The organism is Pseudarthrobacter sp. NPDC080039, assembly GCF_040702335.1.
Taxonomy (GTDB): domain Bacteria; phylum Actinomycetota; class Actinomycetes; order Actinomycetales; family Micrococcaceae; genus Arthrobacter; species Arthrobacter enclensis_A.
Genome location: NZ_JBFBKY010000007.1, coordinates 1 through 18,597, shown reverse-complemented (window position 1 = coordinate 18,597; position 18,597 = coordinate 1). Strand labels below are relative to the sequence as shown.

The following is an 18,597-nucleotide window of genomic DNA, read 5'->3' as shown; positions in this document are numbered from 1 at the left end:
AGCCTCGAACTTAGGAGTACCCTCCATGGACGGCCAGCTCGCAGAAACCCTGCAAGCACCAGAAAACACCCTGCAGGCTGAAAAGGCCTCGTTCCTGAAGCAGCCCAAGGCGGTGTGGGCCACCGCCCTCGCCGCAGTGTTCGCCTTCATGGGCATCGGCCTGGTGGATCCCATCCTCCCCGCCATCGCCACCAACCTCGAGGCAACGCAAAGCCAGGTCTCCCTGCTCTTCACCAGCTACTTCATGGTCACCGCGCTGGCCATGCTGATCACGGGCTTCGTTTCCTCCCGGATCGGCGGTAAGAAGACACTGCTGATCGGCCTGGCCGTGATCGTCGTCTTCTCCTCGCTGTCCGGCCTGTCCGGAAGCGTCGGGGAGCTGGTGGGCTTCCGTGCCGGCTGGGGGCTGGGCAATGCCCTGTTCGTGGCCACCGCCCTCGCCGTGATCGTGGGCGTGGCCAGCGGCGGCGCCGGAACGGCCATCATCCTGTACGAAGCCGCCCTGGGCCTGGGCATTTCCCTCGGCCCGCTGCTCGGCGCCCTCCTTGGCGGCTGGCAGTGGCGCGCCCCGTTCTTCGGCACCGCCGTGCTGATGGCTGCCGCCTTCATCGCCCTGATCGCCCTGCTGCCCAAGACCCCGCTGCCCGAGCGCAAGGTCCGCCTGCGCGACCCCCTGCTGGCACTCGGGCACAAGGGCCTGCGGACGACGGCGGCAAGCGGCCTGTTCTACAACTACGGCTTCTTCACCATCCTGGCCTTCACGCCGTTCATCCTGGGCATGAATGCCTACGGCATTGGCGGCGTCTTCTTCGGCTGGGGGGTGGCCGTGGCCGTATTCTCCGTCTTCGTGGCACCCCCGCTGCAGGCCCGCTTCGGCGCCGTCAAGGTACTCACGGGCACGCTGTTCCTGCTCATGCTGGACCTGGCCGGGCTGGGACTGGCGGCCGGGCACTCCGTTCCTGCCGTCGTCGTCCTGGTGATTGTTGCCGGCGCCCTGCTGGGAGTCAACAACACCATCTATACCGAGCTGGCCATGGGCGTCTCTGACTCACCCCGCCCCGTGGCATCCTCCGGCTACAACTTTGTCCGCTGGATGGGCGGCGCCCTGGCCCCGTTCGCGGCCGCGCAGCTGGGCGAGCACTTTGGCCCGCAGGTACCGTTCTTCGCCGGGGCCGTGGCCATGGTGGTGGCCATCGCAATCGCGTTTGGCGGCCGCGCCTACCTGTCCTCGCACGAACCGCACGTCGTCTAACCGCCGTTCCCCCCGCAGGAAACAGCAAACCCTCCATCACGACATGTGATGGAGGGTTTGCTGTTTAACCGCGGGAGCTGATGGAGCGTCGGGGGATAAACCGCGGAACGTGATGGGGCGTTCCTAGGCCTTGGCGGACCCCTTGGGTACGAACAGGGTGTCGGCCTGTTCCAGGGACATGCCGTTGGTCTCCGGCACCTTGAACATGACAAAGAAGAAGGACGCCGCGGCGAACAGGGCATACATGGCGTAGGTCAGCGGCAGCGAAACCGCGGCCATCACCGGGAAGCTGAGGGTGATCACGAAGTTGGCCACCCACTGTGCCGCAGCCGCCAGGCCGAGCGCACGGGCACGGATCTTGGAGGGGAAGATCTCGCCGAGGAGCACCCACACCAGCGGCCCCCATGACGCGCCGAAGCTGACCACGAAGACGTTGGCGGCCACCAGCGCGACGGGTCCCCAGGCGCCGGGCAGGGTGATGTCTTCGCCGCTGCCCTTTGCCGAAGAGAACGCCAGCGCCATGGCGCCGAGGGACACGGCCATGCCCACGGAGCCGGTCAGGAGGATGGGGCGGCGCCCCACGCGGTCCACCAAAGCGATGGCCACCAGGGTTACCAGGATGTTGGTGATGGAGGTGGCCACCGAGATGGCCAGGGAGTCCTTTTCCTGGAAGCCCACGGCCTTCCACAGCGTGGTGGAGTAGTAGAAGATCACGTTGATGCCCACGAACTGCTGCAGCACGGACAGGATGATGCCCACCCAGACCACTGCCTGCAGGCCGAACGTCTTACCGCGGAGGGACCCTTTTTGGCCCGCCAGCTTGTCTTCCTCGATGGCCTCCCGGATGTCACGGATATGCCGGTCGGTGTCCTCCCCGGGGGCGATGGAGGCGAAGATCTTCCGGGCCTCGTCCTCCTTGCCCTGGAAGACCAGGAACCGCGGGGACTCGGGCAGGGTGAAGGCGACCCAGCCGTAGACGACGGCCGGTACGGCAGCGGCCAGGAACATCCAGCGCCACGACTCGATGCCCAGCCAGAACGACTGGTCCGCGCCGCCTGCACTGGTGGCAAAGAGCGCGTCCGAGAGCAGGGCGGCAAAGATACCGGTGGTGATGGCCAGCTGCTGCAGCGACGCGAGGCGGCCGCGGACCTTGCGCGGCGAAATCTCGGAGATGTATGCGGGCGCGATCACGGAGGCCAGGCCGATGCCCAGTCCGCCTACCAGGCGCCAGAACACCAGGTCCCACACGCCGAACGCGAATCCCGTACCGATGGCGCTGACCAGGAACAGCAGGGCGCCCAGCTTCATGGCCGGGATGCGTCCATACCGGTCGGCCACCTTGCCTGCCAGGAAGGCTCCGGCGGCACAGCCCAGCAGGGCGATGGCGACGGCGAAGCCGGTGACGGCCTCGGACAGCGCGAATTCTTCCTTCATGGCGTCCACGGCGCCGTTGACCACGGACGAGTCAAAGCCGAAGAGGAATCCGCCCACCGCCCCCGCGAGCGCCAGCCAGATCACCCGCCGCGGTATCCCGGTGGTGGTCTGCTCCTGTGCAGTGGGCATGGTTCTCCCTGGGTTTGGGTTCTATGGATGCGGTGCGGACGTCGTCGGCTGCGGTACCGGCCAGAGGGGCCGGCGCACACGCGCTAAACAGTGTGGCACGTCACCGGCCCATGTTCCACTTGGCGCCTCTTGTCCTCCTTAAAGCAGGACGACGACGGCGGGCCGTGCCGCCGTCGTCGTCCGTTCCCTGCCCTTCCGGCCTAGTGGGCCGGAATCTGCATGTTGTCCTCGTCCTGCGGGGATGCTTTCTGGTCGGTCAGCTTCTTCCGGGGCAAGGCGAAGCTGATGAGGAACGCCAGGCCGGTCAGGGCCGCGGCGGTCAGCATCACCGTGTCGATGGAGGTGGCGAAGCCCTCGGTGATGGGCCTGGTCAGGGTGCTGTTGGCGGTGTGCAGCCAGCTGGTGTCGTTCAGCGAATCGTTGGACGCGCCGTTCTTGAAGAAGTCGTACAGCTTGGCGTTGGCCGGGTCCGATGCGACTGCCGGGTCCTTCAGGACTGCAAGGTAGGCCGGATCGGTGGTGGCGGTCTTCATGCCCTCGGCAATCCTGTCAGCGGCCAGGCTGAACAGCATGGAGATGAAGACGGCGGTTCCCACCGCGCCGCCCATGGAGCGGAAGAACGCCGCGGACGACGTTCCCACGCCCATGTCCCGCGGCGGAACCGAGGTCTGCATGGCCAGGGTGAGGGGCTGCATGCAGAAGCCCAGGCCCACGCCGAAGAACACGGCGATCAGGCCCGGCACCCAGAGGCCGGTGTCCACCCCGAGGGAGAAACCCATCACCAGGGCGGCGGCGGTCAGGATGCCTGTGCCCATGATGGGGAAGATGCGGAACGTGCCGGACGCCGAGATGGTGCGGCCTGCCGTGATGGACCCGAACAGGATGCCCACGGTGAAGGTGATCATCATCAGGCCGGCCTCGGTGGGCGTGAGGCCCTTCACCAGCTGCAGGTACATGGGGAGCATGGCGATGGCGCCGAACATGCCGATGCCGATGATGAAGTTCAGCAGCGAGGAGAGCCCGAACGTCACGTTGTGGAAGAGCCGCAGCGGGATCAGGGCGTAGTCGCCGGCCCGCTTTTCGGCCAGCAGGAACCAGGCAATGCCCACGGCGCCCAGCCCGTAGCAGAGGAAGGAGTTGGTGGAGGTCCAGCCCCAGGTGCGGCCCTGCTCAGCGACCAGGAGGAGCGGCACGATGGCCACGGTGATGGCGGCGGCGCCCCAGTAGTCGATCTTCTGTTTCAGGTGCTTTGCAGGCAGGTGCAGGAACAGGAACACCACCGTCAGGGCGGCGAGGCCGATGGGGATGTTGATGAAGAACACCCAGCGCCAGCCGTCGAAGCCCAGGATGTTGGCTGAACCGGCAAAGGCGCCGCCCACCACCGGACCCAGGACCGAGGAGATCCCGAAGACGGACATGAAGTAGCCCTGGAACTTTGCGCGGTCCTTGAGCGAGACGATGTCGCCGATGATGGTCAGCGCCAGTGCCAGCAGGCCGCCGGCGCCCAGGCCCTGGATGCCGCGGGCTATGGCCAGTTCGGTCATCGAATGGACCGACCCGGCGTAGAGCGAGCCCACCAGGAACACGGCGATGGCGGTCAGGTACAGCGGGCGGCGTCCGAAGATGTCGCTCAGCTTGCCGTACAGCGGCGTGCTGACGGTGGACGTAATCAGGTAGGCGGTGGTGGCCCAGGCCTGCAGGGAGAGCCCGTCCAGGTCGTTGGCAATGGTGTAGATGGACGTGGAGACGATGGTCTGGTCAAGGGATGCCAGGAACATGCCCAGCATCAGGCCCACCATCACTGTGACGATCTGGCGGCGCGTCAGGACTTCTCCGGCGCCGGGCGCGGCAGTGGCTTTGGACATGGGTGCTCCAAGGGAAGAAAGGGACTTAAGCAGCGATAGTTGCTTTCAGTAACTATCTTAGCTGTTCTTTCTATTCCCTGGCCGCCAAAATTCCTCCTACGGTTCCACGAGGATGCCGTCCGGATCGCACCAGATGGTGGCTCCGGGGCGGAAGGTCACGCCGTCGATCACCAGGTCCACGTCCACCTCGCCGGCGCCGGTTTTCAGGCTCTTCCGCGGATTGCTGCCCAGGGCCTTGACGCCAAGGTCCAGCCGGGCGATGGCCACCCGGTCCCGGATGGCGCCATTAATGACGACGCCGGCCCACCCGTTGGCCACGGCGCTTTCGGCGATCATGTCCCCCATCAGGGCGGTGCCCAGCGAGCCGCCACCGTCCACCACCAGCACCGCGCCATTGCCGGGCGAGCCCAGGGTGGACTTCACCAGGGCGTTGTCCTGGAAACAGCGGATGGTCCGGACGGGACCGCTGAAGTGTGAGCGTCCGCCCAGCGACTGGAACTGCAGTGAGACGGACGCCAGCCCGTCGCCGCGCTCGTCGTAGAGGTCCGCGGTGTTCACCGCTGTGCCTTCAGCCGGTGTAGGTGCGCTCATCTGGTTCTCCTCCATGCTTGGACTTGGCTCGCGGGCAAGCGGGCCGGCGCAGGTTCGCGGGCCCAGCCAACGCCCACGATAGTCTGATCCCACCGCCCACCGGACGTACCAAGGGGAGCTACGCCAATGAGTCTGTCCAACACGCCCGCGCCGCCGCACGGCGCTCCGGCAGGCAAAAGCGCCACGGCGGCGCTCGCGGAGCCGGTGGAAAAGGTTACCGCACGCTGGGTAACGGGCCTGGTGCTGGTCAACGTGGGTATCAATGCCGCGTTCTTCGGTCCCATCAACGTGTTCATCGGCCAGCAGGCAATCAGTATCGACGCGCCGGGCAAGGAAGCAATCCTGTCACTGGTGACGGCGTGCGGCGCTGCCGTCTCCCTGGTGGCCAATCCGCTCTTCGGTGCGCTCTCGGACCGTACCACTTCGCGCTTTGGCCGCCGTGCCCCGTGGGTGCTGGCCGGAGCCGTGCTGGCAACGGCGGCGCTGCTGGCCATGTCTTTCTCGGCTGCCGTGGCGCTGATGGTGCTGTTCTGGTGCCTGGTGCAGCTCGGAGCAAATGCCGCGTATGCCGCCATCACGGCCGCGGTCCCGGACCGTGTTCCCGTGGTCCAGCGCGGGGGAGTGGGCGGACTGGCGGCGATGGGCCAGACCCTTGGCATCCTGACCGGCGCCGTTTTCGGCGCCGTGGTGTCAGGAAACTTCATGGTGGGCTACTGGCTGTGCGCTGCCGCCCTGCTGCTGTCCGTGCTGCCGTACCTGTTCCACCGGAACGACCCGGCTTTGCCCGGGGACGCCAACGCCAGGTTCCGGATTGCCGGGTTCCTGAGGGGCTTCTGGATCAGCCCCGTGCGTCACCAGGATTTCGCATGGGCCTGGCTTACCCGCTTCCTGGTCAACGTGGGCAACCAACTGACCATCGTGTACCTGCTCTTCTTCCTGCGCGACGTCATCGGCTATGAGGATCCCGCAGCCGGGGTGCTGGTCCTGACCGGGATATACGCGGCGATGGTGATGATCACTGCCGTGGTGGCCGGGCCCTGGAGCGACCGGGCGGGCAGGCGGAAGCCTTTCGTCATTGGGTCGTCCGCCACTATCGCCATGGCCGGGGCCATCATGGCCTTCTTCCCCGTGTGGCCCGGCGCGCTCGCCGGAGCCGCAGTGCTCGGCATCGGCTTTGGCGCCTACCTGGCAGTCGACTTTGCGCTGCTGACACAGGTCCTGCCGTTCGCCGTCAGCCGGGGCCGGGACATGGGGGTCATCAATGTGGCCAACTCGCTGCCCCAGGTGGTGGCTCCCACCCTGGCGCTGGTGGCCGTGACGTATTGGGGCGGCTACCGCACGCTGTTCCTCACGGCTGCCGTTATTGGGCTGCTCGGCGCCGTCTTCGTGGTGAAAATCAAGGGCGTCAGGTGACCCGGAAGTACCGATAGTAAGGCTGGCTGACGAATTAGGGCACGGAGGTGTGCCGTATAGTTGAAGCGGCTGCAGGGCGGTACGGAAGTGGGGGCGCTCCTGGCCGCAGCCGCTAAAACACAACCCCGGAATGCTGATGCCCGAGACTTTTTCAGACCATCCGCCCATGGCCGCCCGGCCTTCCGCTCCACGCCAGCGCCTCCGCTACGCCCGGATCCTGGAGACAGCTGCAGGGTTTGCGCGCACGGGACTTGATGCCGTGGAACTTTCCCAGGTCGCAGAGAAAGCCGACGTGCCGCTGGGTACGCTCTACCGCTACTTCCCCTCACCCACGCACCTGATGCTCGCCCTGTACCGGCAGCAGCTGGACGAGCTGCAGTCCGGTGCCCGCGGTTCCTCGCCGCGCTTCCGTGGCCGTGCCCTCTCCGGCCTGCTGATGGAGATCTTCCACATGCGCGTCATGCAGCCCGCAGTGGAGCAGTGCCTCAGCCGGGGCGTATACGTCCCCGAAAAGGACACCACCGAACTCCTGCGCGAGATAGACGCACTTAGTGAAAAACTCGTGGCGGGAGCCTGCGGGGACGCTGTGGGCGCCCGGGTCCTCCTCCTGACAGTCACTGGTCTGGTCCAGTCCGTGCGCAACCGGCGGCTTTCCCTCTTCGAAGCCGAGGAGGACCTGAAAAAGGCCTGCGGCAGGCTCTCCCCCGCCGCTGAATCCGGCTTCACAGTAGGCAAGTCCGCGTAACTGGTCTAGACCAAAAGCGGATTAAATACGCCATAATCCCGTGATGTGGACCACTAACAGGGCTGATTAATCGTTTTGGCATTGCGATGCCGTGTCAAGAGGCTCCTCCCTGCCGTTCCACGCCTGCCTACCATGGAGGCACCGGAGCGGCAGGGCGGAAACATCCCCGGCGTTCCCATGGACCCACCACCCCTGGGTTTCCTGTCGCACTTCTTTCCCCGCTTGGGCCCGGCCGGGCTCCAGCCCCATGTGCCGTGTGCCCACGGCGAGCACCAGGAGACAATGACGTGTCCATTGACGCAATCACCGCCACCGACAATTCAGCAGCCACGGCCCTCACCGAGGACGAGATCTTCGGCGCCCACCAGGGCGGCAAGCTGTCCGTGACCAGCACCGTCCCGCTGTCCAACAAGCGGGACCTTTCGATCGCCTACACCCCGGGTGTGGCCGAGGTCAGCCGTGCCATCCACGCCCGGCCCGAACTGGCGCGGACCCTGACCTGGGCCGAGCGCCTGGTGGTCGTCGTCAGCGACGGGACCGCCGTCCTGGGCCTGGGCAACATCGGTGCCAGCGCCTCGCTGCCTGTCATGGAAGGCAAGTCCGCGCTCTTCAAGACCTTCGGCGACCTCGACTCCATCCCGCTGGTCCTCAACACCACCGACGTGGACGAGATCGTGGAAACCCTGGTCCGCCTCCGCCCCAGCTTCGGCGCCGTGAACCTGGAAGACATTTCCGCGCCGCGCTGCTTCGAGCTGGAGGAAAAGCTGATCGAAGCCCTGGACTGCCCGGTCATGCATGACGACCAGCACGGTACCGCCGTCGTGGCCCTCGCCGCCCTGACCAACGCCGCCAAGGTGACCGGCCGCGGCCTGGAAGGCCTCAAAGTAGTGGTGTCCGGCGCAGGCGCCGCCGGCATCGCCGTCGCCGAAATCCTGCTGGCCGCGGGCATCAGCGACGTCGTGCTGCTGGACTCCCGGGGTGTCATCAACTCCGGCCGGGAAGACCTGGCTGCCAGCCCCGGGAGCAAGAAGGCGGACATTGCCGGTCGCAGCAACCCCCGGGGCGTCACCGGCGGACCGGCCGAAGCGCTGGCGGGAGCCGACGTCTTCATCGGTGTCTCCTCCTCCAAGCTGGACGAGGCCCACCTGGCCTCGATGAACGAGGACGCCATCGTCTTCGCCCTCTCCAACCCGGACCCCGAAGTCCTGCCCGAGGTGGCGGTGAAGTATGCAGCCGTTGTGGCCACGGGCCGCAGCGATTTCCCCAACCAGATCAACAACGTGCTGGCGTTCCCCGGCATCTTCCGGGGCGCCCTGGATGCCGGCGCCCGCCGCATCACGCCGGCCATGAAGCTTGCGGCCGCCCGTGCGATTGCGGACCTTGCCGCCGAGGACCTGTCGGCCGACTACATCGTCCCCAGCCCACTGGACCCGCGTGTGGCCCCCGCCGTCACCGCCGCCGTCGCCGCAGCCGCGGAAGCGGAGTAAGGCTTCTTCCTGCCGAAACCACGACGGGGGTGCCTCCTTTTGAAGAGGAGGCACCGCCGTCGGGCGTTAAAAGCGTCCCCCTAGACTGGGGTCCATGAGCTCCGAAACCGTGGTGACCATCCTGTGCGGCCTGGCGATCCTGGTGGGGGTCGCCGGGATCATCATTCCGGTTTTGCCCGGCAGCGTCCTGATCGCCGTGAGCCTGCTGGCCTGGGCCATCTGGGGCGGGGCCGGGACGGTGGGGTGGGTCATCTTCGCCGTGGCCATGGTCTTCGTTGCCGCCGGGATGGCGGCCGGTGCCCTCCTCACGGGCAGGAAACTCAAGCAGCACGCCATTCCCAGCCGCAGCGTTGTGGTGGCCCTCGCGGCCGGCGTGGTGGGCATGTTCGTCATCCCGGTAGTGGGCCTCTTCGCGGGCTTCGCTGCCGGCCTGCTGGTCAGTGAGTTCCTCCGGACCCGCAACTTCCCGACGGCGGCGCGGTCCAGCTGGGCTGCCTTGAAGGCAACAGGCCTGGGCATGCTCGCTGAATTCGCGCTGGCCTGCCTCGCTGCCAGCACCTGGATCATCGGGGTGTGGATTACTGCATCCGGGAGCTGACCACACCGCCCGGCCCTTACCTCTTCGCGGTTAGCATGGAAAGATGAGCGCCGGGGAAACTGCACCGATCTACTGGGACAGCCGCGACCTCACCCCGTTTGGGCGGGCCCAGCTCCGCACCCCGGTCCATGACCTTGCCGGCGGAGTGGGCGGCCTGCTGACAGGGGTCCTGGGTGGACGCAACCCGGCACTGCTCTCCATCGACGGCGAGGTGCCGCGGCTTAAACGGCTGATGCCCAAGCCGGCCAGGGCCGTCCACGAGGCCGTCTTCACCAGCCGCGAGCCGGAACGCCTCATCACGCTTGCGCGCGCCTACCCCGGCTGGGCCGGACTCTGCTACCTGATGGCCGGCCTGCTGGTGTACAAGCACGGCGGGTACCTGCGCGCGTCCGAGCTCCTCCAGCGCGGGCTCACCACCAGGAACGACGACGAAGCCAACCGCTACTCCTCCACCTACCTCACCCGCATTGTCACCAGGATCGAACTGGCCGAGCGGGTGGAGATCCCCGTGCTGTTCAGTGAGGAATCGGTGTTCCTGGCCCTGGCCCACTCGCTGCGCGAGACTGGCCGCACGGAAGCGGCGCTCGACGCGCTGACCGGGCTGCCGCCGTCGCTCCCCATGGCCCTTGCACGCTGTTCCCTGGCCCTCACGCTCGGCCGCAGCCGAACCGTCATCGACTGGACGGAGGGGCTGCTGAACGCGGACGATCTCTCGGCTGCCCTGCTGCTTGTCCGTGCCCGCGCCCTGCGCCGGGAAGGCCGGCTGGATGCGGCGCACCAGGCGATTGCCGAGGTCCTGCGCCGCCGCAAGACACATCTTGCCCTTCGCAATGACGCGCTGACCGACCGGGCGCTGCTGGTCCTGGAATCAAGCCGCCGATCGCTGAACCCGCGCGACTGGGGACGCCGGCGCGGGGACCCCGAACCGCAGCGGGAGCTGGAAGCTCCGGCCCCCATCCGCAAGGACGAGGAAATGCGCCGGATCTGGGAGCAGGACTGGAAGGAACTCAGCGGCGACTAGCCAACCAGGTCCACGGACCGGCTGGCCAGCAGCGGCAGCAGCTGCTCACCGAGCAGTACCACTCCCAGCGCCACCATGATGATGCCACTGGCCAGGGTGACAGCCCGGGCGGCACCCGGGCGGCTCTGCAGAAGCGTGCGCGAGAGCAGGGCCACCACCGTGTAAACAACGCCCACCAAGGCAACGAACGTCATGCCGAGCAACCCCGACTGCACCGGCACGGGCAGGGCGGCGTCGGCACTGATGAACTGCGGAATGAGGGCCACGTAGAAAAGCAGGCCCTTGGGGTTGATCCCGCTGGTGCCCATGCCCTGCAGGAACGTGCGCAGCTGGGTACCGGAACCTCCGCCGGCATCGGCGCTGAAGCTGGCGCCACGCCAGGAGCGAAGGGTGGCTACCCCGAGCCACAGCAGGTAGCCCGCGCCCGCCAGGGTGATCCAGCCGAGGACGCCAGGCATCCCCGCCAGTACGGCTGCCAGCCCTGCCACCAGAAGGACCGTGTGGAGGACATACCCGCCGCAGAGGCCGGCAACCGCGGGAACGAAACTGCGTTGCCGAAGACCCGCAGCGATGGTGTAGGCCCAGTCCACTCCCGGGGTGCAGGCGAGGGCTGCAGCCACCACCAAGAAGGCCAGGAACAGCTGGGGGTTCATCGGGTTCTCCTGTCGAAGGGCTCTCAGGAGCAACCATAGGGAGAATCCGCCCAAAAGTGCTGTCCTTTTTTCGCCGGACCCGCAGCGGAGGCGATAGGTTTATTGCGTGATTGACGCGATCGACAGAACTATCTTGCGCCACCTTCAGGAGGACGGCCGGATGACGGCCACTGCGCTCGCCGCGAAGGTGGGACTGACCGTGGCACCCTGCCACCGGAGGCTGCGGGAACTGGAACAGTCCGGAGTCATCCGCGGATATAAAGCAGACGTTGACCCCGCTGCCGTGGGCCTGGGGTTCGAGGCGATCGTGTTTGTCACGCTGCGCCAGGTGGACAGATCCACCATGGAGATCTTCGAGAACCGGGTGGCGGAGAATCCCAACATCATTGAGGCCCAGCGGCTGTTCGGTTCACCGGACTACCTGCTGAAGATCATCGCGGCAGACCTGCCGGCCTACCAGCGCTTTTACGACACGGAGCTCACATCCCTGCCCGGGGTGGAGCGGCTGACCTCAACGCTGGTTATGAAGAACCTGAAATCCAACGCCGGGCCGCCGGTGTAGCCAGGCTCCTCCTACTGGTCCCCGAGGAGCCCGGTGGTGCGGTAGGGGATGACCTCGCGGAGGAACATGCTGGTGGACGTCCGGACAATGCCGGGGCAGAGCCGTATTTCCTCGGATACGCGGTAGAGATCGTCCGGGCTTTTGGCCACCACGCGGATGAGGAGGTCCGTGTCGCCGGCAGGAGCATGGCACTCCAGGACCTCGGGTATTTTGCGCAGGGCGGCGATGGCCTCGTTGAGGTGGCTCTGGTCCAGCTCGGCGCTGACGGCGGCCGCCACCCCCCGGCCAAGTGCCGCCGGGAGCACCCTGCTGCTGTTGGGCCGGAGGGCACCGGATGCCGACATCCGCTCCAGCCTCGACTGGACCGTCCCGCGTGCCAGCCCCAACCGCTGCGCCAGGACCATGACCGGGACGCGGGGATCCTCATCGAGGGCGCTGAGGATCCGCTTGTCTGTGGCATCCAGTTCCTGCAGTTTGACCACTTCCTGCCTGCTGTAACTCTGCGAACTGGTCAGAGTGACCAATATAGATGACGCTTGTTGCTCCAACTGTAGGGTTCCTGCTGGAATAGTGGCAACAAGGGCAAAAGTTACCGCTGCTGCCCGCAGGCTACAGATTCCCGGCACACCACCCGGCACCCTGGACACCGCTTCCCGCAAGGAGGCCGCCGCTGATTGAGGCTTGTTCACACCACGCTCACTCTGCATACACGGCAAGAGCCCCTGAGCTACCGACGGTCGGATTTCCGCAGTCATCGGTAGCTGAGGGGCTCTTGTGTTGTGCCGTCTAGGGTGGGGGTATGACCTCCGCCGGCCGCTTTGCTCCCAGCCCTTCCGGCGAACTGCACGTGGGCAACCTGCGGACGGCCATCCTTGCGTGGCTCTTCGCCCGGTCCACGGGCCGCAGTTTCCTGTTACGGATGGAGGACCTGGACCGCGCCCGGGCAGGAGCCGAGGCAGTGCAGCTCCGCGACTTGGCCGCAATGGGCGTGACCTGGGACGGGGACGTCGTCCGGCAGACAGACCGGGAAAGCCTATATGCCCAGGCGATTGGCCGCCTGGAGGAGGCGGGCCTGACCTACGAGTGCTTCTGCACGCGCCGCGAGATCCAGGAGGCGCCGTCGGCCCCGCATTCGCCCCAGGGCGCCTACCCCGGAACATGCCGCGACCTGGACCCGGCGGAGCTGGAGTACAAGCGGTCCATGCGCCCTGCCGCAATCCGCCTGCGCGCCGGCGTGGCGGACTACACCGTGCGGGACGTCCTCCGCGGCGAATACACGGGAGCGGTGGATGACTTTGTGCTGCGCCGGAACGACGGCGTGACCGCTTACAACCTCGCCGTGGTGGTGGACGATGCCGAACAAGGCATCGATCAGGTGGTCCGCGGCGACGACCTGCTTCCCTCCACCCCCCGCCAGGCCTATCTCGCGTCGCGGCTAAGTATTCCGGTTCCGGAATATGCGCATGTTCCGTTGGTGGTGAACCACGACGGCGCCAGGCTGGCCAAGCGCGACGGTGCAGTGACGCTCGCGGACCTGGCAGCGGAGGGTATTACTTCCGGCGCTGTGCGGGACTGCCTTCTGGACTCACTGGGGCTCCCGCCCGGACCACTCGAACGGGCCCTGGCAGTGTTCGATCCCAGCCGCCTGCCACGGGAACCGTGGGTCTGGTCCGCCCCTTAGCACTTGCTCCACCCCGTAGGCTGGAGGCATGCCAGATTCCCCGCAGCACCGCGCCGCCAGCAGTTTCACGCCCGAGACGGCCCGCGTCCTGGCGGAGGTGGCGCACAACCGCCAGAAGGACAAGCTCAAGCGGCCTTACAAAGACCACGTGTTGGCGGTGGGGGACGCGCTGGCGGATTTCGACGACGACATCCGGATCGCCGGCTACCTTCACGACATTGCCGAAGACACCCCCATGACCCGGCAGGCGTTGCTGGACATGGGGGTTCCAAAGCGCTCGGTGGACATCATTGAACGGGTCACCAACCGGCTGCACAGCAACCCCGATGACTACCTGTCGGGGATTCGTGAGATAGCCCGGGACCATGATGCTGCCCTGGTCAAGATCGCCGACAATGCCCACAACTCACTGCCCGAACGCGTCCAGGCGCTGGCCGAAAAGTGGCCCGACAAGCCGCCTGTCACCAAATACCGGGACGCCCGACCGGTACTTTACGCCGCCGTCGAAGAGCAGGAGATCCGCAAGATCCTGGCCCGCGTCAACCCTTGGCTGCTGGAGGAATTCGACGCAGAGTTGGACGAGGCGGACGACACCGACTACGAAAACCTCCGGTACGGCGCCGGGCCGGGGGATTAGACCCGGCCCAGCGCCTCGATGTCTTCCAGGAAATCCGCCTGCACTTCGGGGCTCACGGTGGTGCGGGTGTCACCGATGGCGTCGAGGTAGTCCTGGGTGGAGGGTCCCTTCCGCACCGCCTCGCGGACGGAAACGTCGCCTCCGGAGGCCAGCCCCCCGTCGTCGTACACTGCCTTTTCCAGCGCGCGCTGTGAGGCACTGCGGGCGGCATACTCGATGTCAGCGGGGGAGAAGCCCTCGGTCCGTTCCACCAGGAGCTCCACGTCCACGCTGTCCACCACGGTGGCGGGGATGAACCGCTGCCACATGGCCGCGCGGGCCTGCCGGTCCGGCAGGCCGATGGGGATGACGTAGTCGAACCGGCCGTGCCGGAGGAAGGCCGAGTCCAGGGCGCGGATGAAGTTGGTGGCGCAGACCAGGAGCCGGCCCGGCTGCTCGCGGAACGCCGGGATGATCTTGAGCAGCTCGTTGGTGACGCCCTGCAGCGGCGACGGCGGGTCCCCGGCACGCTGTGAGGCGATCTCCTCCACCTCGTCGATGAACACCACGGCATGTTCCAGCTCAGCAATCTCCAGGAAGGTCTCCCGCAGCGCACCTGCCAGGCCCCGGGGGTCGCCGGCCAGGCGGGAGGGGAAGACTTCAACGAATGGCCACTCCAGGCGGGAGGCGATGGCCTTGGCGAAGGTGGTCTTGCCGGTACCGGGCGGACCGAAGAGGACGACGGCGCGCGGCGGCACCACGCCGAACTCATCAGCCAGGTCCGCCTCCGCGAGGGGGAGGACCAGGCGGCGTTCCAGCAGTTCCTTCTCCCGGTGCATTCCGGCGACGTTTTCCCACAGGTCGCGGGCCAGGACGCGGCCGCCGAGCTGGCCCAGGGCGCCGAGTTCCTGGCGCTGGACCGGAATGGTGCGTTCGAAGTAGCGCAGGTTCTTTTTCAGCGCGAAGCCGCGGCCCAGGAAGGCCTCCACCCGGGTCTCGGATTCCGGCATCAGTGCCGACAGCTTGTTCAGCCCGTGCGGGGCCATCCGGTTTTCGACGGCGGCCAGCAGCGAGGTGCCGATGCCCCGGCCGCGGTACTCGGGCAGGGTGGCCAGGAACACGATCCAGCCCTGGTCATGCGCGGCGCGGCCCACCGCGGCGCCCACCACCTGTTCGCCCTGTACCGCCACCACGGCATGGTCCTTCTCGCAGGATGCGAGGACCTCGGACAGGGCGTAGACGGGTTCGACGTTGTTGGCCTTCAGGGTCTCCCACAGGTGCAGGATCCCGTCCAGGTCGGCCGAGTGGAAATCCCTGATCCGCCAGTTGGTCATGCGTTACTCCTGTTGGTTCGTCGTTGAGCCGTTCAGCGTGCATTTCTGTTGTGAGCTTATGCGAACCGTTGCGGCGCAGGGTTGCGGCGCCGTTGCATTACGCAGGCTCACGCGCTCAAATGCCCAGGGCGTCCATGGTGTTGCGCAGGGTGTCAGCGGAATGCCGCAGGGCCGCCAGCTCGCCGTCGTCCATGGGTGTTTCCAGGACCCGGTGCACGCCCCCGCGGCCCACCACGCTGGGGAGGGAGAGTGCCACCCCGGAGATCCCGTGAAGCCCGGACAGTACGGTGGAGACGGGCAGGACGGCATTATCGTCCCGAAGCAACGCCTCGACGATCCTGGCGCCGGACAGGCCGATGGCGTAGTTCGTCGCGCCCTTCCCGGCGATGACCTTGTAGGCGGCCTGCACCACTTCCCGGGCGGTGGTGGCCAGATATTCGGAGGTGAAGATCCGCTCCCCGCCTTCAGTCCACTCGCGGATGGGTACGGGACCAATGGTGGCCCCCGACCACAGGGGGAATTCCGTGTCGCCGTGTTCACCAACCATGCTGGCGTGGACGCTGGTGACTGAAACCCCCGCACGGCGGGCCAGGAGCCAGCGCAGCCGGGAGGTGTCCAGCACCGTGCCGGAGGAGAAGATCCGTTCCGCGGGCAGGCCGGAAATGCGCTGGGCGGCCACCGTCAGGACGTCGCAGGGATTGGTCACCAGGACGTAGACCGCGTCAGGGGCACGGTCCAGAAGTTGCGGCATCAGCTGCTCCAGGATCCGCACATTGGTGCCGGCCAGGTCCAGTCTGCTCTGGCCGGGGTTCTGCTTGGCGCCCGCCGTAATGACCACGACGTCGGCGCCCTCGGTCACCGCGATATCCCCGCCTCCGCTGACAGCGGCCGAGGCCGCGGCGAACTGGCTGCCGTGCGCCAGGTCCAGGGCTTCCGCCTCCGCTTTGGGCGCGTTGACATCGAACAATGCGATATTGGCTGCCGAGCCGCGGATCAGCGCGGCGTAGGCCAGCGAGGTACCTACGCTGCCGGCGCCGACAACTGCCAGTTTGGATCCTGCCATGGTCCCAGTCCTTCCCGGAGTCGTTGAGACTGTCCTACCCGAAGAGTAGCGTGGCCCACATCACTCGACCCCCACCTAGGAGCCACCATGCCACATCTCGGACGCCGGCTCGCAGCTGTTACTGCGGCGCTGGCGATGAGCGTCACCACGGGAGCCATGAGCCCCGCGTCAGCCGATCCCCGGCATACCGACAAAAACCCCACTGCCACCGGGTATGGCGGGGCGGTCAGCACCGTCGATCCTGAAGCGTCGGCGGCGGCCATCGAGGTCCTCCGCAAGGGTGGGAACGCGGTTGACGCTGCCGTCGCCGCGGCAGCAACCCTGGGAGTCACTGAGCCGTACAGCGCCGGAATCGGCGGTGGAGGCTACTTTGTCTACTACGACGCAAAGTCCGGGAAGGTCAGCACCATCGACGGCCGGGAAACGGCGCCGGCAGGGATCAAGCCGGATGCCTTCATAGACCCCGCCACCAACAAGCCGTACAGGTTCACTCCGGAACTCGTCACCAGCGGCGTCTCCGTGGGCGTCCCCGGCACCCCTGCCACGTGGGAACGCGCCCTGAAGCGGTGGGGAACGCTGAGCCTCGGGGACGCCCTGAAGCCGGCTATCAAAGTGGCCGACCGGGGCTTCGTGGTGGACGATACCTTCCGCAACCAAACCAAAGACAACCAGGCCCGGTTCGAGGCATTTACCTCCACCAAGGACCTGTACCTGCAGGGCGGCAAGCTGCCGGAGGTGGGCTCGGTCTTCAAGAACCACGACCTCGCCGACACCTACCGCATGCTGGCCCGCGACGGCATGGACGCGTTCTACAACGGACCGCTGGCCGACGAGATCGCCAAGACCGTCCAGAGCCCGCCGAAGTCCCCTGACACCACGCTGCCGGTCCCGGTGGGTTCCATGACCGCCGAGGACCTGGCCCACTACAAGGCTGTGGACCAGGACCCCACCCACGTGAACTACCGCGGGTATGACGTGTACGGCATGGCTCCGTCCAGCAGCGGCGGCACCACGGTAGGGGAGTCGCTTAACATTCTGGACGTGTTCGATCTCCCGGGCCTGAAGGCTGATCAGCCCGCCGTGCTGCACCACTACCTCGAAGCCAGCGCCCTGGCCTTCGCCGACCGTGGCAAGTACGTGGGCGATCCGGCGTTCGTAAATGTGCCCACCAAAGAATTGACCGATCCCATCTTCGGAAAGGAACGGGCCTGCCAGCTGGACCCGAACCACGCCGCAGCCAAGCCGGTGCTGCCCGGGGACGTGGCCAACTACGACGGCAGCTGCCCGGCCAAGCCGGCAGCGCTCGCCGATGAAAAGGACACGGAGAACATTTCAACCACCAACATGACCGTCTCCGACAAGTGGGGCAACGTGGTGGAGTACACGCTGACCATTGAACAGACCGGCGGTTCCGGCATGGTTGTTCCCGGCCGCGGTTTCCTGCTCAATAACGAGCTCACGGACTTCTCGGCGGTCTACAGCGCCACGGACCCCAACCGGATTGAGCCTGGCAAGCGGCCGCGTTCCTCCATGTCACCCACCATCCTGCTGGAGGACGGCAAGCCTTTCCTGGCGCTGGGCTCCCCGGGCGGTTCCACCATCATCACCACCGTCCTGCAGACCATCGTCAACCGCATTGACCTGGGCATGAGTACCCCGGACGCCATCGCGGCGCCCCGCGCCTCCCAGCGGAACACGGCGAGTGTCACCGCTGAGCCTGCCTTCATCGACAAGTACGGCGCGGCACTGACGTCCCGCTTTGGCCACAAGCTGACCCCCTCCGGCGACTCGTTCACGTCCGCGTCGGAGATCGGGGCAGCCACCGCCATCGAGTTCCTGGAGGACGGACGCACCCTGGCTGCCGCGGAACCCGTCAGGCGCGGCGGCGGCTCGGCCATGGTGGTGAAACCGGCGAAGTAACCGAAAGGAACCGCCCGTTTAAACCCCGACGGCGGCGCCTGGGTTCTGGAAATCCCAGAACCCAGGCGCCGCCGTTGGACGCTTAAGGCGGTTACTTCTTGAAGGTGTCCGCCGGAGCGTTGGCGACGACCGGGGACATTCCGGTGAAGCCTTCGCGGGTTTCGGCGATTTCGCGGATGCGGTGGCGGCAGGCGTACCAGCCGATGACCATGAGGATGGAGGCGATGGCGGTG

At 66.8% G+C, this 18,597-nt stretch carries 17 protein-coding genes; 10 read left to right on the top strand and 7 right to left on the bottom strand.

Features of this window, described 5'->3' with window-relative positions; translation table 11 throughout:
- The first annotated feature begins 25 nt into the window (after positions 1 to 25).
- Positions 26 to 1,252: an MFS transporter gene (locus tag AB0313_RS10070; protein ID WP_366305315.1), complete on the top strand. Its 1,227-nt coding sequence runs from the start codon at positions 26 to 28 to the stop codon at positions 1,250 to 1,252.
- A 123-nt stretch (positions 1,253 to 1,375) separates the two neighbouring features.
- On the opposite strand, the gene AB0313_RS10065 is transcribed toward AB0313_RS10070, so the two are convergent.
- The 3 genes from AB0313_RS10065 to rraA all read right to left on the bottom strand — a co-directional run bounded on the left by AB0313_RS10065 (position 1,376) and on the right by rraA (position 5,271).
- On the bottom strand, positions 1,376 to 2,815 hold the full coding sequence (locus AB0313_RS10065) for a sugar porter family MFS transporter (RefSeq protein WP_366305313.1): 1,440 nt from the start codon (positions 2,813 to 2,815) through the stop codon (positions 1,376 to 1,378).
- 200 nt (positions 2,816 to 3,015) lie between these two features.
- Complete coding sequence (locus tag AB0313_RS10060; protein ID WP_141945065.1) at positions 3,016 to 4,680, bottom strand: MDR family MFS transporter; 1,665 nt, start codon at positions 4,678 to 4,680, stop codon at positions 3,016 to 3,018.
- Positions 4,681 to 4,776: 96 nt separating this feature from the next.
- Positions 4,777 to 5,271, bottom strand: coding sequence for a ribonuclease E activity regulator RraA (gene rraA, locus AB0313_RS10055; protein ID WP_141945067.1), 495 nt, complete (start codon positions 5,269 to 5,271; stop codon positions 4,777 to 4,779).
- 126 nt (positions 5,272 to 5,397) lie between these two features.
- Here rraA and AB0313_RS10050 point away from each other — a divergent pair, with 126 nt between their 5' ends.
- The 5 genes from AB0313_RS10050 to AB0313_RS10030 all read left to right on the top strand — a co-directional run bounded on the left by AB0313_RS10050 (position 5,398) and on the right by AB0313_RS10030 (position 10,535).
- A complete protein-coding gene (locus AB0313_RS10050) occupies positions 5,398 to 6,684 on the top strand; it encodes an MFS transporter (protein ID WP_366305310.1) in 1,287 nt (428 codons plus the stop codon).
- Between the two features lie 136 nt (positions 6,685 to 6,820).
- Positions 6,821 to 7,429, top strand: a complete 609-nt coding sequence (locus tag AB0313_RS10045) for a TetR/AcrR family transcriptional regulator (protein ID WP_366305308.1) — start codon at positions 6,821 to 6,823, stop codon at positions 7,427 to 7,429.
- A gap of 287 nt (positions 7,430 to 7,716) precedes the next feature.
- The gene (locus AB0313_RS10040; protein ID WP_366305306.1) at positions 7,717 to 8,916 is read left to right on the top strand and encodes an NADP-dependent malic enzyme; all 1,200 of its coding nucleotides are present in this window, start codon (positions 7,717 to 7,719) and stop codon (positions 8,914 to 8,916) included.
- 94 nt (positions 8,917 to 9,010) lie between these two features.
- Positions 9,011 to 9,514, top strand: a complete 504-nt coding sequence (locus tag AB0313_RS10035; RefSeq protein ID WP_307309091.1) for a DUF456 domain-containing protein — start codon at positions 9,011 to 9,013, stop codon at positions 9,512 to 9,514.
- Positions 9,515 to 9,557: 43 nt separating this feature from the next.
- A complete protein-coding gene (locus AB0313_RS10030) occupies positions 9,558 to 10,535 on the top strand; it encodes a hypothetical protein (protein ID WP_366305304.1) in 978 nt (325 codons plus the stop codon).
- On the opposite strand, the gene AB0313_RS10025 is transcribed toward AB0313_RS10030, so the two are convergent.
- Positions 10,532 to 11,188: a LysE family translocator gene (locus tag AB0313_RS10025; protein WP_141945075.1), complete on the bottom strand. Its 657-nt coding sequence runs from the start codon at positions 11,186 to 11,188 to the stop codon at positions 10,532 to 10,534. The two genes, AB0313_RS10030 and AB0313_RS10025, sit on opposite strands and share 4 nt — an antisense overlap.
- Before the next feature lie 106 nt (positions 11,189 to 11,294).
- Here AB0313_RS10025 and AB0313_RS10020 point away from each other — a divergent pair, with 106 nt between their 5' ends.
- Entirely contained in the window at positions 11,295 to 11,750 is a 456-nt protein-coding gene (locus AB0313_RS10020) for an Lrp/AsnC family transcriptional regulator (RefSeq protein ID WP_307309082.1), read from the top strand.
- Positions 11,751 to 11,761: 11 nt separating this feature from the next.
- Here AB0313_RS10020 and AB0313_RS10015 read toward each other — a convergent pair whose 3' ends face one another.
- On the bottom strand, positions 11,762 to 12,223 hold the full coding sequence (locus tag AB0313_RS10015; protein WP_174237621.1) for an Lrp/AsnC family transcriptional regulator: 462 nt from the start codon (positions 12,221 to 12,223) through the stop codon (positions 11,762 to 11,764).
- Positions 12,224 to 12,549: 326 nt separating this feature from the next.
- Here AB0313_RS10015 and gluQRS point away from each other — a divergent pair, with 326 nt between their 5' ends.
- Positions 12,550 to 13,431, top strand: a complete 882-nt coding sequence (gene gluQRS / locus AB0313_RS10010; protein WP_366305301.1) for a tRNA glutamyl-Q(34) synthetase GluQRS — start codon at positions 12,550 to 12,552, stop codon at positions 13,429 to 13,431.
- Between the two features lie 28 nt (positions 13,432 to 13,459).
- Positions 13,460 to 14,068, top strand: coding sequence for an HD domain-containing protein (locus tag AB0313_RS10005; RefSeq protein WP_141945083.1), 609 nt, complete (start codon positions 13,460 to 13,462; stop codon positions 14,066 to 14,068).
- Here the strand turns inward: AB0313_RS10005 and AB0313_RS10000 are convergent.
- Both AB0313_RS10000 and AB0313_RS09995 read right to left on the bottom strand, forming a co-directional pair.
- On the bottom strand, positions 14,065 to 15,381 hold the full coding sequence (locus tag AB0313_RS10000; RefSeq protein ID WP_366305299.1) for a GNAT family N-acetyltransferase: 1,317 nt from the start codon (positions 15,379 to 15,381) through the stop codon (positions 14,065 to 14,067). The two genes, AB0313_RS10005 and AB0313_RS10000, sit on opposite strands and share 4 nt — an antisense overlap.
- A 115-nt stretch (positions 15,382 to 15,496) precedes the next feature.
- On the bottom strand, positions 15,497 to 16,444 hold the full coding sequence (locus AB0313_RS09995) for an L-lactate dehydrogenase (RefSeq protein ID WP_141945087.1): 948 nt from the start codon (positions 16,442 to 16,444) through the stop codon (positions 15,497 to 15,499).
- Positions 16,445 to 16,531: 87 nt separating this feature from the next.
- Here AB0313_RS09995 and ggt point away from each other — a divergent pair, with 87 nt between their 5' ends.
- The gene (gene ggt, locus AB0313_RS09990; protein WP_366305297.1) at positions 16,532 to 18,364 is read left to right on the top strand and encodes a gamma-glutamyltransferase; all 1,833 of its coding nucleotides are present in this window, start codon (positions 16,532 to 16,534) and stop codon (positions 18,362 to 18,364) included.
- Positions 18,365 to 18,597 lie beyond the last annotated feature (233 nt).

Excerpts from the sequence above, each read along its gene's own strand:
- rraA (WP_141945067.1), bottom strand. The coding sequence starts at position 5,271 with ATGAGCGCACCTACACCGGCTGAAGGCACAGCGGTGAACACCGCGGAC.
- AB0313_RS10035 (WP_307309091.1), top strand. The coding sequence starts at position 9,011 with ATGAGCTCCGAAACCGTGGTGACCATCCTGTGCGGCCTGGCGATCCTG.
- AB0313_RS10005 (WP_141945083.1), top strand. The coding sequence starts at position 13,460 with ATGCCAGATTCCCCGCAGCACCGCGCCGCCAGCAGTTTCACGCCCGAG.
- AB0313_RS09995 (WP_141945087.1), bottom strand. The coding sequence starts at position 16,444 with ATGGCAGGATCCAAACTGGCAGTTGTCGGCGCCGGCAGCGTAGGTACC.
- AB0313_RS10060 (WP_141945065.1), bottom strand. The coding sequence starts at position 4,680 with ATGTCCAAAGCCACTGCCGCGCCCGGCGCCGGAGAAGTCCTGACGCGC.
- AB0313_RS10050 (WP_366305310.1), top strand. The coding sequence starts at position 5,398 with ATGAGTCTGTCCAACACGCCCGCGCCGCCGCACGGCGCTCCGGCAGGC.
- AB0313_RS10030 (WP_366305304.1), top strand. The coding sequence starts at position 9,558 with ATGAGCGCCGGGGAAACTGCACCGATCTACTGGGACAGCCGCGACCTC.
- gluQRS (WP_366305301.1), top strand. The coding sequence starts at position 12,550 with ATGACCTCCGCCGGCCGCTTTGCTCCCAGCCCTTCCGGCGAACTGCAC.
- AB0313_RS10070 (WP_366305315.1), top strand. The coding sequence starts at position 26 with ATGGACGGCCAGCTCGCAGAAACCCTGCAAGCACCAGAAAACACCCTG.
- ggt (WP_366305297.1), top strand. The coding sequence starts at position 16,532 with ATGCCACATCTCGGACGCCGGCTCGCAGCTGTTACTGCGGCGCTGGCG.
- AB0313_RS10065 (WP_366305313.1), bottom strand. The coding sequence starts at position 2,815 with ATGCCCACTGCACAGGAGCAGACCACCACCGGGATACCGCGGCGGGTG.
- AB0313_RS10025 (WP_141945075.1), bottom strand. The coding sequence starts at position 11,188 with ATGAACCCCCAGCTGTTCCTGGCCTTCTTGGTGGTGGCTGCAGCCCTC.
- AB0313_RS10000 (WP_366305299.1), bottom strand. The coding sequence starts at position 15,381 with ATGACCAACTGGCGGATCAGGGATTTCCACTCGGCCGACCTGGACGGG.
- AB0313_RS10045 (WP_366305308.1), top strand. The coding sequence starts at position 6,821 with ATGCCCGAGACTTTTTCAGACCATCCGCCCATGGCCGCCCGGCCTTCC.